The 16,467-nt window shown below is 61.2% G+C and carries 14 protein-coding genes and 1 pseudogene; 9 read left to right on the top strand and 6 right to left on the bottom strand.

Going from position 1 to position 16,467, the window contains the following annotated elements; all coding sequences use genetic code 11:
• Positions 1 to 182: 182 nt before the first annotated feature.
• Positions 183 to 1,124: a hypothetical protein gene (locus VNX23_RS17220; RefSeq protein ID WP_325631944.1), complete on the top strand. Its 942-nt coding sequence runs from the start codon at positions 183 to 185 to the stop codon at positions 1,122 to 1,124.
• Between the two features lie 25 nt (positions 1,125 to 1,149).
• Complete coding sequence (locus tag VNX23_RS17215) at positions 1,150 to 2,316, top strand: TAXI family TRAP transporter solute-binding subunit (protein ID WP_325631942.1); 1,167 nt, start codon at positions 1,150 to 1,152, stop codon at positions 2,314 to 2,316.
• A gap of 187 nt (positions 2,317 to 2,503) precedes the next feature.
• Here the strand turns inward: VNX23_RS17215 and VNX23_RS17210 are convergent, their stop codons facing one another.
• Positions 2,504 to 2,878, bottom strand: a complete 375-nt coding sequence (locus tag VNX23_RS17210) for a YkvA family protein (protein WP_325631940.1) — start codon at positions 2,876 to 2,878, stop codon at positions 2,504 to 2,506.
• Between the two features lie 137 nt (positions 2,879 to 3,015).
• A pseudogene (locus tag VNX23_RS17205) lies at positions 3,016 to 3,330 on the bottom strand (4a-hydroxytetrahydrobiopterin dehydratase); the annotation flags it as partial.
• A gap of 279 nt (positions 3,331 to 3,609) precedes the next feature.
• On the opposite strand from VNX23_RS17205, the gene VNX23_RS17200 reads away from it, so the two are divergent.
• Together VNX23_RS17200 and VNX23_RS17195 are read left to right on the top strand one after the other, a co-directional pair.
• Entirely contained in the window at positions 3,610 to 4,956 is a 1,347-nt protein-coding gene (locus VNX23_RS17200) for a TAXI family TRAP transporter solute-binding subunit (RefSeq protein WP_325632069.1), read from the top strand.
• Between the two features lie 116 nt (positions 4,957 to 5,072).
• On the top strand, positions 5,073 to 6,620 hold the full coding sequence (locus VNX23_RS17195; RefSeq protein WP_414643024.1) for an alkaline phosphatase D family protein: 1,548 nt from the start codon (positions 5,073 to 5,075) through the stop codon (positions 6,618 to 6,620).
• 27 nt (positions 6,621 to 6,647) lie between these two features.
• On the opposite strand, the gene VNX23_RS17190 is transcribed toward VNX23_RS17195, so the two are convergent.
• Positions 6,648 to 7,025 (bottom strand): response regulator, encoded by a 378-nt coding sequence (locus tag VNX23_RS17190; RefSeq protein WP_325631935.1) that lies wholly within the window; start codon positions 7,023 to 7,025, stop codon positions 6,648 to 6,650.
• A gap of 175 nt (positions 7,026 to 7,200) precedes the next feature.
• Between VNX23_RS17190 and VNX23_RS17185 the strand changes: the two genes are divergently transcribed.
• The 5 genes from VNX23_RS17185 to VNX23_RS17165 all read left to right on the top strand — a co-directional run bounded on the left by VNX23_RS17185 (position 7,201) and on the right by VNX23_RS17165 (position 12,501).
• Positions 7,201 to 7,956: a Crp/Fnr family transcriptional regulator gene (locus VNX23_RS17185; RefSeq protein WP_325631933.1), complete on the top strand. Its 756-nt coding sequence runs from the start codon at positions 7,201 to 7,203 to the stop codon at positions 7,954 to 7,956.
• Positions 7,957 to 8,200: 244 nt separating this feature from the next.
• Positions 8,201 to 10,027, top strand: a complete 1,827-nt coding sequence (gene typA, locus VNX23_RS17180; protein WP_325631931.1) for a translational GTPase TypA — start codon at positions 8,201 to 8,203, stop codon at positions 10,025 to 10,027.
• A 97-nt stretch (positions 10,028 to 10,124) separates the two neighbouring features.
• On the top strand, positions 10,125 to 11,423 hold the full coding sequence (locus tag VNX23_RS17175) for an NAD(P)/FAD-dependent oxidoreductase (RefSeq protein ID WP_325631929.1): 1,299 nt from the start codon (positions 10,125 to 10,127) through the stop codon (positions 11,421 to 11,423).
• Positions 11,424 to 11,598: 175 nt separating this feature from the next.
• A complete protein-coding gene (locus VNX23_RS17170; protein ID WP_325631927.1) occupies positions 11,599 to 11,778 on the top strand; it encodes a hypothetical protein in 180 nt (59 codons plus the stop codon).
• A gap of 126 nt (positions 11,779 to 11,904) precedes the next feature.
• The gene (locus VNX23_RS17165; RefSeq protein WP_325631925.1) at positions 11,905 to 12,501 is read left to right on the top strand and encodes a type II restriction endonuclease; all 597 of its coding nucleotides are present in this window, start codon (positions 11,905 to 11,907) and stop codon (positions 12,499 to 12,501) included.
• 145 nt (positions 12,502 to 12,646) lie between these two features.
• On the opposite strand, the gene VNX23_RS17160 is transcribed toward VNX23_RS17165, so the two are convergent.
• The 3 genes from VNX23_RS17160 to VNX23_RS17150 form a co-directional block, all read right to left on the bottom strand.
• Complete coding sequence (locus tag VNX23_RS17160) at positions 12,647 to 14,563, bottom strand: hypothetical protein (protein ID WP_325631924.1); 1,917 nt, start codon at positions 14,561 to 14,563, stop codon at positions 12,647 to 12,649.
• A 78-nt stretch (positions 14,564 to 14,641) separates the two neighbouring features.
• Entirely contained in the window at positions 14,642 to 15,049 is a 408-nt protein-coding gene (locus tag VNX23_RS17155; RefSeq protein WP_325631922.1) for a thiol-disulfide oxidoreductase DCC family protein, read from the bottom strand.
• Positions 15,050 to 15,136: 87 nt separating this feature from the next.
• Positions 15,137 to 16,459 (bottom strand): SDR family oxidoreductase, encoded by a 1,323-nt coding sequence (locus tag VNX23_RS17150; protein ID WP_325631920.1) that lies wholly within the window; start codon positions 16,457 to 16,459, stop codon positions 15,137 to 15,139.
• Positions 16,460 to 16,467 lie beyond the last annotated feature (8 nt).

Here is a 16,467-nt window from a genome sequence, read left to right as displayed (position 1 = left end):
CTGGTTGCACGATATTGCCCAAATGAAATCAAGATATCTCCTAAATCCAACCGGTGATTGTCGCTTTTTGGACGGATTCAAAATGCGAGTCTAAGGGCTGAGTAGCGGGCGGCTGGGCACCAAGAACATCGAGAAACGAAAGCCGGTATGCCCGAAGTTGCGTTTGTAGCGGGAGGCATCCTATGGCGCAGGACACCAGGTACGGTCCGCACGACGATCCGTACGATCAGCGGTACTACGACGACCAGTATGCCGAGCCAGTCGACCTCGACGAGTTCGGTTCACAGCTGCGGTCTTACCATCCCACACGATCGATCGTGACGAGGGAAGAATTCCTCCCTGACGATTCCGTTCCTCTTTTTCTGTCCGGACCCGAGGGATCCGCGAGGGGGCCGAGATTCGGAAGCGCGCGGAAAAGCACGTCATCGCGGTTGTTGAAGACCGGCATCCTGGCGATCGCGGCATCGGTGGCCGCCTTCACCGCCGTCACGGTGAAGAACCCCTTCACCGTGTTTGCCAACGCAACCGCTTCCCTGATCGGCACGTCGGATTCCCGATCGGCCGCCGCAACGGCCGCCGAAGTTCAACCGGCGGTTAGCGCGCGCGCAACTTCGCCGGCTTCAAATCAGCCGCCGACGCGCAACGAAATTGCCGTTGCCCTCAGGGCGGCACAACAGAACGTCGCCCCGGCGGAAACCGCCGCTCCGGTGGCCGCCGTAGCTCCGCTCACCGTCGCCGCCGCTCCGCCCGCAGCCGCGGCTCCGCCACCGGCCGCAGTTCCGCCACCGGCCGCGGCTCCGCAAGCAGCCGCAGCTCCGCCGGTCGTCGCCGTACCGCCGCCAAGAAGGCTTGCCCCTGACGAACTCGCCACTCTGATGACGCGGGCGAGGGCCCTGCTGGCCTCGGGTGACATCCCGCCCGCCCGCCTGTTGCTGGAACGTGCAGCGGAGGCGCAGGAGGCGAGCGCGGCGCTGATGCTGGCGCAGACTTACGATCCCTCGGTGCTGGGAACGCAGGACACCCGCAACATCAACACCGATCCGGTGCTGGCGCGCACCTGGTATCAGCGGGCCGCGCAGCTCGGCTCGGCGGATGCTCAGCGGCGGCTCAGCCAATTGCAATAAAGTTTTCGAACCAGGGACCAGCAAAATGCGACGTTTGATTGGATTGGCACTCGCTGCCACGTTGATGGCTTGCGGCTTCGCGGCCCGGGCCGAAGAAGGCGTTTACGACCCGGCCAGAGTTTCGGACAGCCTCAAGGCGATCTTTCAGTTCGGATCGGCTGCCACAAAGCAGGCGCTGAACGCGAACACGGTGACGCTGATCTCGGGCACGATCGGCGGCACCTATGTGCAGTTTGGGGCTGACCTTGCCTCCGTGCTCGACGACGGAAACAAGTTGCGCGTACTTCCGATCGTCGGGCGCGGCTCGGTGCAGAGCGTCGCAGACATCCTGTTCCTGCAGGGCGTCGACCTCGGGATCGTGCGAGCCGACACGCTCGACTATCTCGAAAGAAAAGGCTTCGCCAAGGACATCAAGAAGCAATTCACCTACGTGACCAAGCTCTACAACGAAGAGCTGCACGTGATGGCTTCGAAGTCGATCCAGAGCCTGAAGGATCTCGACGGCAAGACTATCAGCGTCGATCTTCCCAATGGCGGCACCTTCGTCACCGCGCTGACCGTGTTCGAGCGGCTCGGCATGAAACCGAACGTCGTCTATATCGAGCAGCGCATCGCTATGGAAAAGATGAAGAACGGCGAAATCGATGCCGTCATCGTCTGCGGCGGCAAGCCGTACAAGTCGGTGAGCAACTTCAAGGACGACCGCTTCCATCTCGTGACGGTCGACTATTCGAAACCGCTGCAGGGCGACTACCTGCCGGCGACCTTGACCTCGAAGGACTATCCGAACCTGATCGCCGAGGGCGAGAAGGTAGACACCATCGCAGTTCCCGCCGTGCTCGCCGCCTACAACTGGGCGCCGAACACCGACCGGTACCGCAAGCTCTCCCTGTTCGTGGATGCGTTTTTCACGAAATTCCCGCAGTTCCAGAATCCGCCCTTCCATCCGAAGTGGAGGGAGGTGTCGCTGTCGGCGCCGCTTGCCGACTGGCAGCGTCTGCCCTCCGCCAAGCAGTGGCTTGATTCTCACGGGATTGAGCCGGTCGCGCGCAACAGGTTCGACGAATTCCTGAGGCAGAGCTCGGCGTCAGGAAGGCTCGCCGACACCGACAAGGAAGCCCTGTTCAAGCAGTACAAGGCCTGGGAAGCCGAACAAAACGCCCGCGCCCAGGTGTCGCCAAGACAGCGATAGGCGGACGGGAGATACTTGCAGGACGCAAGAAGCCGGGGTGAATCACCCCGGCTTCTTTACGGGCTTATGCAAGGCGCTCCGTTCGCCTGCACCTCATCTGCGCGGGATTATCGCCAATCGGGAAAATGGCCAGCATCGGCTCCCCGACGATCTCACCTCCGTCGGATCGCCTCGGCACGGCTTGCGCCTAGATCTCCGGCTCGATGCCTCGCCTCAGCGCGGCGCGGGCGGCGTCGCGATGCTCCGGTTTGATATGGGTCGCGACCATGCGAATCGCGGTGGCGAGCACGGCCGCATCGTCGGTGAAGCCGAGCACCGGCAGCATGTCGGGGATGAAGTCGAACGGCAGGACGAAATAGGCGATCGCACCCAGGAGCGCCGCTTGGACGTGGCGCGGCGTCTCCTTGTCGAACGCACAGTAATAGGCACTGAGCAAATCTTCTGCGAAGGGCAGTTTTGACATCACGCGCTTGAACTTGATCCAGAAGCGGCGGCGCACGCTTTCCGGATCTTTCGCCAACTCGTCCGCAGGCTCAAATCCAACGGTATGTCCCGATATCATCGCCTGGCTCCCTGAACCCCGCCACGCCGATCCTGCTTGCGATTTCCAGCCGAAAAACCCCTTGGCCCACCTTCACGGCCCACGCAGATAGCTGGGCATTTCACCCCTGACCTTCAAGACATCGGCAAGAACGCAAATCAGGGAACGCCGAGCTGCGCCGCGATCGCGTTCATCGCCTTGGCAAGTTCGATGTCGCGCGCAGTGACGCCGCCCGCATCGTGCGTCGCCAGAACGACCTCCACCGTCTTGTAGACGTTGCGCCATTCCGGGTGGTGGTCGCGTTTTTCGGCAACCAGTGCCACGCGCGCCATAAACCCGAATGCCTCGTTGAAATCCCTGAACATGAAGGTTCGCGCGACGGCCTCCCGGTCCGCCACCTCGGTCCAACCCGGCAAGCCCCTCAGGGCCGCTTTTCTTGCCTCGGCCGACAGCCGTTCCGCCATAATTGCCTCCTCTTTGACCCTAAACTTACCATATCACCCAGAGATGGTCCGGCCGCTGCAGGCCGTCGCGGACTTCATGCCGGCTCAAAAAGGCGCTTTTCGAAGCTCCCGGTAACCATGACGGGGATGTCACTACGCGGCGGTGCGAAATTTGTTACAATATCGATATAACCATCCCGGCAGACGAAAATTGGACCTGAAGGCGTTGTTGTTCGATCGATGACCAGCAGTCTTGACCTCGCCGAGGCGCCGAAGCCGCCGCCTTCCCGTCCATCGGGGCGGAGCGGGATGCTGATCGCGATTGCGGGAACCCTCGCGATCATCGGTACGCTCGCGGCGGGATATTACTTTGCGATGCGGCCGGTGAGCTTGCGCATCGCGGTCGGTCCGGCCAACAGCGACGATCTCAGGGTCGTCCAGGCCCTGACCCAGGCCTTTGCCGCCCAGTCCCACAGCCAGATCCGTTTGCGGCCCATTCAGACCGAGGGCGCCACCGCGAGCGCCGAGGCGCTTGCCGAAGGAAAGGCCGATCTCGCCATTATCCGCGGCGACCTCAACGTTCCGAAAAATGCGCAAGCCGTGGCGACGCTGCGCAAGAATGTGGCGGTGCTTTGGGTGCCTGCAGCCATGAAGGGCAAGAAGTCGGGCCCGAAAATCACCAAGATCGCGCAGCTCGCGGGACGACGGGTCGGCGTGATCGGCCGTACCCAGGCCAATGTCGACCTGCTCAAGGTGATCCTGCAGCAATATGGCGTCGATCCGAACAAGGTCGAAGTCGTCCAGTTTCCCACTACCGAGGCTGCCGACGCCATTCGCAACCAGAAGGCGGACGCCTGGCTCGCCGCAGGTCCCGTCAACAGCAAGATCACCATCGAAGCGATCGCGGCATCGACGCGCGACGGTCATTCTCCGACCTTCCTCGCCATCGATTCGGCCGAGGCGATTGCGCAGAATCACCCGATGTACGAGTCCTCGGAAATTCCAGCCGGCGCCTTTGGCGGCTCGCCTGACCGCCCCGAAGAGGAAGTGAAGACCATCAGCTTCTCGCACCACATCGTGGCGCGCAAGGATCTTTCGGAAACCACGGTTGCGGCTTTCACGCGGCAATTATTTGCGATCCGCCAGAACCTGGTGGCCGAATTCCCGCTGGCCGCGAAGATCGAGACACCGGATACCGACAAGGATGCCTATATCCCCGTGCATCCGGGAGCTGCGGCCTTCGTCGATGGCGAGGAGAAGACGTTCCTTGATCGCTACAGCGACTTCATCTGGTGGGGGCTGATGGCCCTTTCCGCGATGGGCTCGGTCGGCGCGTGGTTTGCCGGCTATCTTAAAAAGGACGAACGCAACAACAACTCGACGCTTCGCGAACGGCTGCTGGAAATGATCGCAAGCGCCCGCCGCTCCGATTCGCTCGAGGAACTCGATCAGATGCAGTCTGAGGCGGACGGTATCCTGCGCGATACACTGCATTGCTTCGAACACGGCGCCATCGAAGAGGGCGCGCTGACTTCGTTCAACATCGCGCTGGAACAATTCCATCACGCCGTCGCCGACCGCAAGGCGCTGTTGCTGCAAATGCCGCAAAATCTGCAACGGGCGAGCGCCCAGTTCCGCGCGACCGGAACGTTATAGTCGATCAGGGCCGGCGCATTTTCTGCAATCGTGCCTTCTGCAATCGCATCGTCACATTTTCCCTTTAACCCTGTCTCGCGATCTTCCCGCGAATTTTGAGCGATATGAACCTCCGCATGACGATCCCGCGCAGGATTTCCCGCCGACACGTTTTTCGCACGGCCGCCGGCGCGATCGCCACCGTGGCAATGCCGTATCTCAGCCGCGCCGCCGACCGGCCGATCATCACGCATGGCGTGCAGTCCGGCGATGTCGGGACCGATGGCGGCGTGGTATGGGCGCGCGCGGACCGGCCCTCGCAGATGATGGTCGAGGTCGCCACCACGGAGTCGTTTCGCGATTGCCGGGCATTGCCGCCGATCGCTGCGCTGCCGGAGAGCGACTTCACGGCAAAGATGCTGGTCGAAAACCTGCCCGCTGGTCAGGATGTCTTCTACCGCGTCAGATTCCGCGACCTCTCCCATCCCGACATTTTAAGCGAGGCGATCACCGGCCGTTTTCGCACCGCGCCCGCCGATCGCCGCGACGTCAGTTTTGTGTGGGGCGGCGATGTAGCCGGACAAGGCTGGGGCATCAATCCGGATGATGGCGGCATGGTCACCTTTGCCACCATGCGCAAGCACGCACCCGATTTCTTCCTGCATTCGGGCGACACCATCTATGCCGACGGCATCATTTCGTCCGAGGTGAAATTGCGAGATGACAAGCTCTGGAGAAACCTCACCATCCCGGAGAAGGCGAAGGTCGCCGAGACGCTCGATGAATTCCGCGCCGCGCACAGGTACAATCTACTCGATGAAAACCTGCGCGCCTTCAACGCCGAGGTGCCGATCTTCGTGCAGTGGGACGACCACGAGGTCACCAACAACTGGTCGCCATCGAAGGAACTTCCCGAGGCCTACAAGGTTCGCGACATCCATTTGCTGGCCGCGCGGGCGGCACGCGCCTTCCACGAAATGTATCCGATGCGCGAGAGCATTGTTGAGCCCGGGCGGGTCTACCGCGCGCTGGGCTATGGGCCGCATCTCGACGTGTTCATGCTCGATGAACGCAGCTATCGCGGGCCGAACGGTCCCAATTTGCAGGCCAGTTACGGCCCCGACTGCTATTTCCTCGGGCCGGATCAGTTGCATTGGCTGAAATGCGGCCTGTTGAACTCACGCGCCACATGGAAGGTGATTGCCTCCGACATGCCGCTCAGCCTGATCGTGTACGATGACGCCGCCAACAAGAGAGGTTCGGAGGCGTTCGCGCAGGGCGACGGCCCGCCGCGCGGTCGCGAGCTCGAGATTGCCGACCTGTTGCGCTTCATCAGGAATGCGGGCGTCACCAACACGGTGTGGCTGACGGCGGACGTGCACTACGCGGCAGCGCATTTCTACAACCCCGACAAGGCGCAATTCCAGGAATTCACGCCGTTCTGGGAGTTTGTCGCTGGTCCCTTGAACGCGGGAACTTTTGGGCCGAACGAACTCGACAACACCTTCGGACCGGAAGTCAGGTTCGTCAAAGCCGCCGGCGTCGACAAACCAAACCTGCCGCCCTCCGCCAACATGCAGTTCTTCGGTCACGTCAGGATCGACGGCGCAACGGGCCAGATGACGGTGACGCTGCGTGATCGCGCCGACGTTGCGCTGTGGTCGACCACGCTCGACCCGGCGTAAGGCTCAAAATTCCGATCTCCAGTTCAATCACTGCGCCAGGCGATAGCTTTTCAACACAGCCAACAACGCATCGGCCGTGCAGGGCTTGGGCAATCGCGGCCGTTCCGTAAACGCCACGGGGACCTTCACATCGGCGCTGTATCCGGTGACGAAGGCGAACGGAATTGCGAGCGCATCGAGCCGCTCGGCGATCTCAAAGCTCATCTCCCGGACCAATGCGACATCGAGCAGCGCAAACTCCGGCGCACGCTCTTCAATCATCTTCAGTGCCTGGCTGACGCTAGCGGCGGTGCGGACCACGCTGACGCCGAAGCCGACAATCGTATCTTCAAAACCGAGCGCGATGATGGGGTCGTCCTCGACGATCAGCACGTCGTCGGGCAGGCGATCGCTCAAAATATCCATGAACTCATCTTGGGGACTGGCAAAAGTTCCGACCAAAGGCATGAAAGAAACGCATTCTAGCAGGTTCCTCTGGCGAAACCTTCCCACTGCCTCAGGCGTTTGTCTGTGCACTAGTAGACGGAACCGCCGAAGGTTGAGCGCTTATTGTGAGGACCGCAAACCCAAGGGACTCCGAATGACGTCGCACGCTGGCAACGGCGCCGATCGGCCGTGCAACAATCTCTTGCGCCGGCTCAGCGCCGGCGACTTCGCGCTGATCGCGCCGCATCTGGTGCGCGAAGAGGCCCGGTCCAACACGCCGCTCTACAATCCCGGCGACGATGTCGACACGGTCCATTTTCCCTGCGGCGCCAGCCTCGTTTCCTATCTGGTCGCGAGCGAGGATGGCCGCGACGTCGAGACCATTCTTGTCGGCCGCGAGGGCGCGGTTGGCGGAATCGTCAGTCTCGGCTACCTGCCGGCCTATACCCGCATGACCGTCAAATTCGGCGGGCCGTTTGTGCGCCTGCCCATCGCGAGGCTGGATGAGGCGAAAACCACCTCGCCTTCGCTGCGCAATGTGTTTGCGCGATATGCCGATTGCCTGCTGGCCCAGATGTTTCAGTCGACCGCCTGCAACGCGGCCCATTCGATCGAGCAGCGCACGGCGAAGTGGATCATCTCGGCCATGGAACGCACCAACGGCGACAATGTCGTGCCGCTGACGCATGAGCAACTCGCCACGTTACTGGGCGTCGGCCGCAGCTATGCCAGCCGGGTTATCCAGATTTTCAAGAGCGAGGGCGTGCTGGAGACCCGCCGCGGCTCGATTCTGGTCCGCAACCGAGAGGCGTTGCAGAAGCGAGCCTGCCTGTGTAACGAAAACGTCAAAAATCACTTTGAGGAAGTATTGCGCGGGGTCTACCCGACAGAAACGTCCAACGTTGCGTAACTCACGGCTGTTTTGGGTCAAAATCGGCTAACCAAACCCGAAACAAGCCATTGTTTCCCGGCAATTCCTGACTATATTGCGTCGCAACTAGTAAAGGCGTGCCCGGTCGCTTCGGCCGGGCTTCCTTTTTGGCAAGAGCCTCACCGAAATTCAGGTTTTTTAAAGCGTCATCGCGAGGCAAAGGTCCCGGTTTTCCCGCGAGATCGCGCCAAGACCATTGTCGAGATCGAACAAGAAGTGACCCATGAAGCTTCGCAACGTCGCCATCATCGCCCACGTCGACCACGGCAAGACCACGCTGGTCGATCGCCTGCTGCAGCAATCCGGCACATTTCGTGAAAACCAGCGCGTGGTTGAGCGCGCGATGGATTCCAACGATCTGGAGCGCGAGCGCGGCATCACGATTCTGGCCAAGGCGGCCTCGGTGCAGTGGAAGGACACCCGCATCAACATCGTCGACACGCCCGGCCACGCCGATTTCGGCGGCGAGGTCGAGCGTATTCTGAACATGGTGGACGGCGCGCTGGTGCTGGTGGACGCCGCCGAAGGCCCCCTGCCACAGACCAAGTTCGTGGTGTCGAAGGCGCTCAAGGTCGGCCTGAAGCCGATCGTGGTCATCAACAAGGTCGACCGCCCCGACGCGCGCCCAACCGAGGTCATCAACGAGGTATTCGACCTGTTCGCCGCGCTCGATGCCAGCGAAGAGCAGCTCGATTTTCCGATTCTCTACGGATCGGCCAAGCAGGGCTGGATGGCGGAAAGCCCGGAGGGCCCGAAGGACAAGGGCATGCAGCCGCTGTTCGACCTGATCCTGCGCCACGTCGCCCCGCCGACGGTGGAGGACGGGCCGTTCCGAATGATCGGCACCATCCTGGAGGCCAACCCCTATCTTGGCCGCCTCATCACCGGCCGCATCACCTCCGGCAGCATCAAGCCGAACCAGACCGTCAAGGTACTCCATGCCGACGGCAAGCTGATCGAGCAGGGACGGCTGACAAAGATCCTCGCGTTCCGCGGCATCGAGCGCACGCCTTTGGAGGAGGCCGAGGCCGGCGACATCGTCGCCATTGCCGGCCTCACCAGGGGCACCGTGGCCGATACCTTCTGCGATCCCACCGTCGAGACGCCGCTGAAGGCGCAGCCGATCGATCCGCCGACAGTGTCGATGTCGTTCATCGTCAACAATTCACCGCTCGCCGGCACCGAAGGCGACAAGGTGACGAGCCGCATGATCCGCGATCGGCTTCTGCGCGAAGCCGAAGGCAACGTCGCGCTGCGCGTGACCGAATCCGCCGACAAGGATGCGATGGAAGTTTCGGGCCGCGGCGAGTTGCAGCTCGCGATCCTGATCGAGACCATGCGTCGCGAGGGCTTTGAGCTCAGCGTGTCGCGTCCGCGCGTCGTTTTGAAGCAGGACGAGACCACCGGCGGCTGGCAGGAGCCGATCGAGGAAGTCGTGATCGACGTCGACGAGGAGCATTCCGGCGTGGTCGTGCAGAAGATGAGCGAACGCAAGGCCGAGATGATCGAGATGCGCCCCTCCGGGGGCCATCGCTTGCGGCTGGTGTTTTATGCGCCGACCCGCGGCCTGATCGGCTATCAGGGCGAACTGCTCACCGACACCCGCGGCACCGCGATCATGAACCGGCTGTTCCATGGATATGCGCCCTTCAAGGGCGATATCCAGGGCCGGCGCAACGGCGTGTTGATCTCCAATGACCAGGGCGAGGCCGTGGCCTACGCCATGTTCAAGCTGGAGGATCGCGGTCCGATGATGATCGAGCCCGGCTGGAAGGTCTACAAGGGCATGATCGTCGGGGAGCATACCCGCGACAACGATCTTGAGATCAATGTGCTCAAGGGCAAGCAGCTCACCAACATCCGCACTACCGCCAAGGACGAAGCAGTGCGCCTGACGCCGCCGATCAAAATGACGCTGGAGAAAGCGTTGGCCTATATCGAGGACGACGAGCTGGTCGAGGTGACGCCGAAATCGATCCGGCTGCGCAAGAAGTTTCTCGATGCCAATGACCGCAAGCGCGCCGAAAAGGCCAGGCAGGCGGTGGCGTAGGCAAGTGGCGAATGGCGAATAGGGAGTGGCGAATAGAGCAAGAGCGTCTTACCTACTCGCTGTTCGCCACTCACCATTCGCCCCCTACACTTTAACCATGCCCCTTCCTTCCGAAGTCGATGTAGCCATTATCGGCGCCGGGGCCGCCGGCCTTGGCGCAGCGCGTGCGCTGGAGAATTCCCGTCTTTCGCTGCTGGTCGTGGAAGCGCGCGACCGCGTCGGCGGACGCGGTCATACCATCATGCCCTCGCCCGAAATCAACTTCGACGTCGGCTGCGGCTGGCTGCATTCGGCGGACAAGAATTCCTTTGTCGCGGTTGCGGAAGAATTGAATTTCGAAATCGACAAAAACCGTCCGCCGTGGCGCGAGCGGGGATTTGATGCGGTCTTTCCGCCCGAGCAGCGCCGCGAATTCATGCGTGCGATCGACGCCTTTTACGAACGCGCCGAGGAAGCCGCGAAAAGCGGCCGCGACGGCCCAGCGAATGCCTGTCTTGAACCGGGTAACCGCTGGAACGAGATGATCGATGCGATCTCGACCTATATCAATGGCACCGAGCTCGATCGTGTTTCGATCCTCGACATGGACGCCTATGAGGACACCGGGCTCAATTGGCGGGTGCGGGAGGGCTACGGCGCACTGATGGCCGCCTATGGCGCGCCCTGCCCGTTGGCGCTGAAAACCGAAGTCACGCTGATCGACCATTCGGGCACGCGCGTGCGGATCGAGACCTCAAAGGGCGTGCTTTCTGCTGGCCGCGTGATCGTCACGGTGCCGACCAACCTGATCGCGGACGAGGCGATCCGTTTCCACCCGGCATTGCCTGCGAAGGTCGATGCCGCGCGCGCCCTGCCGCTCGGGCTCGCCGACAAGGTGACGCTGGCGCTGGATAAGCCTGAGGATCTGCCCGTGGACGGCAATTTGCGCGGCGCCACCATGCGCACGGCGATGGGCGCCTATCATCTGCGTCCCTTTGGGCAGCCCTGCATCGAGGGCTTTTTCGGCGGGCGTTTCGCGCGCGAACTGGAAGAGGCCGGCGAAGGCGCGCTCGCCGAAGAAGCCATCGACGAGATCGTGGCGATGCTTGGTTCGGACTACCGCCGTCGGCTCAAGCCGCTTGCCGAATCGCGCTGGGCTCAAGACCCGTTCGCCCGCGGCTCCTATTCGCATGCGCTGCCCGGACACGCCGGGATGCGCGCCGCGCTCGCAGCTCCCGTCGACAGCCGCCTGTTCTTTGCGGGCGAAGCGACTTCGCCGAATTTTTTCTCAACCGCCCATGGAGCGAAGGATTCGGGGGAGAGGGCGGCGCGGGAGGTGATGGGGGCGCTTGTAGATGCGAAGCTCGGCCCGGCTGGGACGTCTTTGCTACCAAGCCGAACCGATCACCTACGATGATTTTCCTTTAAAAGTCAACTATTTATAACAAGCGCATCCAAACACATTCGTGATATTTCGCATATATTTGCGAAGTATTGTTGACAGAAGGCTCCCGCGCTGGCAAAAAAAGGGGGCTGGGGAGCACGCCTTGCGCGACAAGCGGAAAAAATTCGTGGAGTTGGCTGAGGCGCGAGTGAACCGCGCGATCAAGGACGTGCGGTTGATCGGGAACCTCGCGAACAGAAGCGCCTACGAGTACACCGACGAAGACGCCAAGAAGATCTTTCGAGCGCTCCAAAAAGAGCTCGATGCGGCCAAGTCGCGATTTTCGGGCGACACCGGCGGAAAGGATAGTGAATTCCGATTGGACTAGGAGATTACCGTGTGGCACTGGCCGGTGAGGCGCGAGACGCTTATCTGAGGAAACATGCTCGGAGTGATTTAAACCCGTTTGACATGGAGGCGCCGGGCGACGCCCTTCGGGAAATCAGTCGAGCGATTGAATGGGATCTTTTTCGCAGCTACCAGCTTCGCGAAAGGGCAGTTGGGCTGGTTAGAATTGTTCTTGGAGACGTTCCAGGCCCCCCCAATCGCCAGCATTATCCACGCACTCGTTGATCGCCTGCCCGAGATTGATCGCTACATGCTATCAGCTGGTCAGCAGCGCAAAGCCCGTGCCGGAGTGTCCTTTGAACACCACATTGAACGTATGCTTTTGGACGGGAAAGTCCCCTTCGGGAAGCAAGTAGTGATCCAAGCTCGCAAGCGACCAGACTTTGTCCTTCCGTCGTTTGCTCACCTTGCCAAACCTCGAAAAGGTAAGGACCGGGGTTTAATTTTAAGCGCGAAGACCACGCTGCGCGAGCGGTGGAAGCAGGTCGAACGGGAGATGCACGGTTGTGAACTCTTTCTCGGCACTGTTGATGAAAACATAGCTGCGAACGCGATCGAGGAAATGGAATCCATGGGAATTATCCTTGTGGTCCCTGAACACTTGAAAAAATCGAAAGAAACCGAATACGAGCGTCACAGTAATGTCCTCAGTTTTAAAACATTCTTTGGAACGGTGGTGGGCAAGCGAATGCTTTCGTGGTGAATGGAGCACCAATTTTGTTGGGATTAGTGATCCAAGAACACCGCTCGTCGCGTTCTGTGTCGCTCTCACACCCGGTCTCTGAATTCCGCATCCTGCACGAAGCACGCCTCGTACTTCCCGAAAATCCGGCAGCGGTTGCGCGCGACTAGACGTCCTCGAGATCCACTGCCTGCCGCAAGGCAACAATGTGCGGCGCAGCCCGTCCATCGGGGCAGCTGGTCTTCCAATAGGCCGTATGGGTGAAGAACCTGGGGGCCGCGGGGCTCACGGTAGAGACCGGAGTATCCCCAATATAGCGGCCGAAGATGTCCTTGAGGGCGCCGCCAATCGCATCACCCCAGAACATCTGGTTCATCGGAAAAAACAGGTTGGTCCAACGAGTCATTGCGAACAGCGCGGCATGATGAAACTCTTTTCGCCTGGTGTTCGGGTTCGTGAACGACAGCAGCCCATCCCCATCCTGTTTTTTCGGCGGGCAAACGGGAAATTCCCGCTGCTTCACCCTGCGATGAAAATCGTCGACAAGTTTCTCCTCCGTACTGCCGTCACACATCAAATAGTACGCGTGGGTCAGCGGACTGCCCAGCGTGACGAAATCCGTGACCAGCCAGGTCGGGAGCTTTTGATTGGCGGGGGTCGGACTGTTGATGGTTTCTGCCGCGATTTTTCCGATCAGGGCGCGTCCTTTCGCGCAGAATTCGGCTTGGCTCGTGATCGCGCCGGAAGGGTTTTCCGGATCGTGCTGGTCGAGCTGGGAGAACTCCGGTTCAAGAAGATCGGAGCGAGGAAGACGGTTGTTGACCCTGCTGAAATAGGCACGCAGCATGTCGTAGCCAACCACCGTCCCCAGACTATGCGCGACCACAACAATTCGGTCGTAGGTGCCCCACTTGTGCAAGGTGTCGAGCATTTCGACCGCCTGCCTGCGAATTTCTCGCCTGACCAGCACATTGCCTGGCGAAGCACGAAAATATCGCGCCGCATCGCCGAGATAGGGCTGAAGGAACAAGGCATAAAGCGCGAGGTACAAGAGTATGACGGCGAATGCGATCACCGCGCTGTAGCGCTCGTTCAGGCTCCAGAAAATCCAGCCGTGCTGCAGGATGTCGGAGAACGGCCCGCCGTTTAGTGCAAAGATATTGCCCGCAGATTTGAGACCGCTCCAATCGAAGAGATATCGTGCATTCAGGTAAAGCACGAAAAAGCCCGATGAGAGCAGGTAGGTGGCCATCATTGCGATCGCACCCCACCTGCCCATGGCGATCGCGGCGACACACAGCGAAATCAGGATCGGCAGGAACAGGGACGTCAGCCAGGCGAGGGTCTCATGGGCAATGCCGGTATAGAAAATCGCTCCGGATATCGCTGCCAGAACCACGGCGCCCACCAGGATTTTCCAGGCCCCGCGCGAGGCCGCAAAGAAGACAGCAAAGGTGGCCGCCATGAACAGCACGAAGAAAGGCGCGAGCAGCAAGGCTTCGGGTTCGTGATAGGGATGATTCCACAGGAAGATCGAGCTCGCCCCCTTGGTGACGGCGAATTGAACCTTGTCATCGATGAGCGGCGGATTGCCCAGCAACAGCAGTATCCCATGCAGAACGAGAAGCACCACGGACTGCACCAGCAAACACAAAAAGATCGTCGCGCCCCACCACAGCGCGCGCATGCCGCGCTTGAGCCGTGGCCCCTTGCGCACGAGCTCAAACAACCAGAGCAAGACCGCGACCGCCCGCGTCTCGCTCATCAGATGCGCCCAGTAGAGTTCGTGAAAATCGACACTGCGCTTGTCGACGGTGCCTGGAACCTCATTGGTGGTGAGGACTGACAGATCCAAATCGTCGCTCTTGCGTTCCGGATGCAGCCAGTAGCGCTTGTCGTTCGGGCCGGGCTCAGTGTCCTTGTCGAGCCATACCGCATTGATGACCCCGCGGACTGTGTCCAGCGCCCGCTGACTGCCCATGCCGTGCACCACAAGCACTGCGGTGCGGCGCACTGGTGGTTCAATCTTGTCGACAGCTCCAGGCCCCGGAACAGTCTGTGACGGGACAGCGATCTCGGACATTGAAATATTACCGATTGAAATGTCAGCCACTATCACCCTGGATTGTGCGATTGTCGAGGTCTATTTCTCTGCCACCCGCTACTCCATCACCCGGTCCCTGAACTCCGCATCCGGCACAAAGCACGCCTCATACTTCCCGAAAATCCGGTAGCGGTTGCGCGCGACCAGGTTGTAGATGGCGTCGCGCAGGGATTTTGGCACCGCGAACAACACGCGCACCCAGCTCCAGCCGGGCAACAGACCCAGCACCGTCAGCGCCGCGTCGGATTTGAAATAGGCGACGCCGCCATGGATCACGGCATTGGTGTCGGGATCCTGCGGATCGATGCGATACGCTCGCGCGAGCCGCGTGCCGTAGGGCGACTGAATCGCGGTGAAGCGAAAGCGCCGCTCCCTGTCGCGCGCGGCTACAAAACGCACCCAGCGCGAGCAGAACACGCAAACACCGTCATAGAGGATCACGTCGTCGTCGGGCCATGGGCGCATCGTGATCACCCGTTATTTTGACGCGTTTTCTTCACGCGAGCCGGCACCCACCCTCGGGTCAAGCCCGAGGACATGCTTCATATCCTGTTATCTGTTATCCAACGTCACAAGCGCGACCAGCATCAGGACGACCGCGGGTGCGGTCTTCACCAGCGCTCCCAGCGGCTCGATCCACAGATCCGGCGTCAGGATCGCGGCGGCGATCATATAGCCGAAAGACGCGGCGATGCCCGCGATCAAACCGAATGCCGCAGTGCGCCGAAAGGCGATCAGCGCACCGATCGTGATATCCATCACACTGGTAAGGACCGTGATCGGCGCGACCAGCGCGGGCGGAAAGGCGTGGCTGCGAAGGATATCGGTAGCCGCATCGTAAGAGACGAACAGGGCAATGAAGCCGGAGAGGCTCCAGAACACCACGAGACTTGCGATCACCAGCGCCTTGATCAGGTAGAGGCGGGAGAACCATTTGTCCTGGATGGTCGCGCCGCGAAGGCCCGTCGCTCGCACGGCATCCGCCGGCACGATATTGGTTGCCGCCATCCAGGCCGACGGATCGCCGCGGACGCCGCGCCGCAATTCGGCGAGCGCGGTACTTCGGATCGGCGGCGTCCAGCCGAGCCGGCCTGCGAAATCGCCGAGTCTGGCGCCGAGATCGAGCGCGAAGGCGGGAATGGTGATGCGCGGCAAAGCCTTTGTACCAAGCGCGCAGCGAAATGAATCGATGACGCCGCCGAGCGTGACGGGCTCTTGCTGCATGAGATCCCAGACCACGGCGTCGGTGCTCTTGTCGCCGCCCTCTCGCGAGGCAAGAAAGGCGATGGTCGCGGAGATGTCTCCGACCATCACCGGCTGGAATGGCACCCCTGATTCGGTGGCGGGAAGTTGAAACGGAAGTGCTGCGAGCGCGCGCACCATGGCGCTGCCGCCGTAAGCGGCAGGTGCGATGACAAAACCCGGCCGCAGGATCGCGCCAGGAATCCCGGAACTGGCGATCAGACGCTCGGCCTCGCGTTTTGTGGTGGCAAAGTCGGTGCGGTCGCTGACCACTTCGCCCGGGATCGAGATGTGCACAAGGTAGATCGAGCGGCCGCTTTCGCGGATCGCCCGCACCAGCCGCGCGACGAAATCGCGGTGCACGGCGCCGACATCGCTGCCCGGCACATCCTGCAACAGACCGACGCAATTGACGACGACGTCAATGTCGTGGGTATCGATCAGCCGCGCCAAAGCGCCCGAATCCATCGCAACAAGGGGCATCTCCAGATCGTCGGCGCCGGCGGCTTGCGAAGACGAGAAGCGCCGCGCAACCCCAACCACATGAAAACCCCGCGCGCGCAGATCGTCGGTGACAAAGCGCCCGATCAGGCCGGAGGCGCCGAGCACAAGAATTTTTTTGGTCCCAACCATGCCGGCTT

It is taken from the genome of Bradyrhizobium sp., from assembly GCF_035570375.1.
Classification (GTDB): Bacteria; Pseudomonadota; Alphaproteobacteria; order Rhizobiales; family Xanthobacteraceae; genus Bradyrhizobium.
The sequence above is the reverse complement of the archived record's forward strand: the minus strand, read 5'-3'. Positions and strand labels throughout refer to the sequence as shown.

Excerpts from the sequence above, each read along its gene's own strand:
- VNX23_RS17220 (WP_325631944.1), top strand. The coding sequence starts at position 183 with ATGGCGCAGGACACCAGGTACGGTCCGCACGACGATCCGTACGATCAG.
- VNX23_RS17215 (WP_325631942.1), top strand. The coding sequence starts at position 1,150 with ATGCGACGTTTGATTGGATTGGCACTCGCTGCCACGTTGATGGCTTGC.
- VNX23_RS17210 (WP_325631940.1), bottom strand. The coding sequence starts at position 2,878 with ATGATATCGGGACATACCGTTGGATTTGAGCCTGCGGACGAGTTGGCG.
- VNX23_RS17200 (WP_325632069.1), top strand. The coding sequence starts at position 3,610 with ATGCTGATCGCGATTGCGGGAACCCTCGCGATCATCGGTACGCTCGCG.
- VNX23_RS17195 (WP_414643024.1), top strand. The coding sequence starts at position 5,073 with ATGACGATCCCGCGCAGGATTTCCCGCCGACACGTTTTTCGCACGGCC.
- VNX23_RS17190 (WP_325631935.1), bottom strand. The coding sequence starts at position 7,025 with ATGGATATTTTGAGCGATCGCCTGCCCGACGACGTGCTGATCGTCGAG.
- VNX23_RS17185 (WP_325631933.1), top strand. The coding sequence starts at position 7,201 with ATGACGTCGCACGCTGGCAACGGCGCCGATCGGCCGTGCAACAATCTC.
- typA (WP_325631931.1), top strand. The coding sequence starts at position 8,201 with ATGAAGCTTCGCAACGTCGCCATCATCGCCCACGTCGACCACGGCAAG.
- VNX23_RS17175 (WP_325631929.1), top strand. The coding sequence starts at position 10,125 with ATGCCCCTTCCTTCCGAAGTCGATGTAGCCATTATCGGCGCCGGGGCC.
- VNX23_RS17160 (WP_325631924.1), bottom strand. The coding sequence starts at position 14,563 with ATGTCCGAGATCGCTGTCCCGTCACAGACTGTTCCGGGGCCTGGAGCT.
- VNX23_RS17155 (WP_325631922.1), bottom strand. The coding sequence starts at position 15,049 with ATGCGCCCATGGCCCGACGACGACGTGATCCTCTATGACGGTGTTTGC.
- VNX23_RS17150 (WP_325631920.1), bottom strand. The coding sequence starts at position 16,459 with ATGGTTGGGACCAAAAAAATTCTTGTGCTCGGCGCCTCCGGCCTGATC.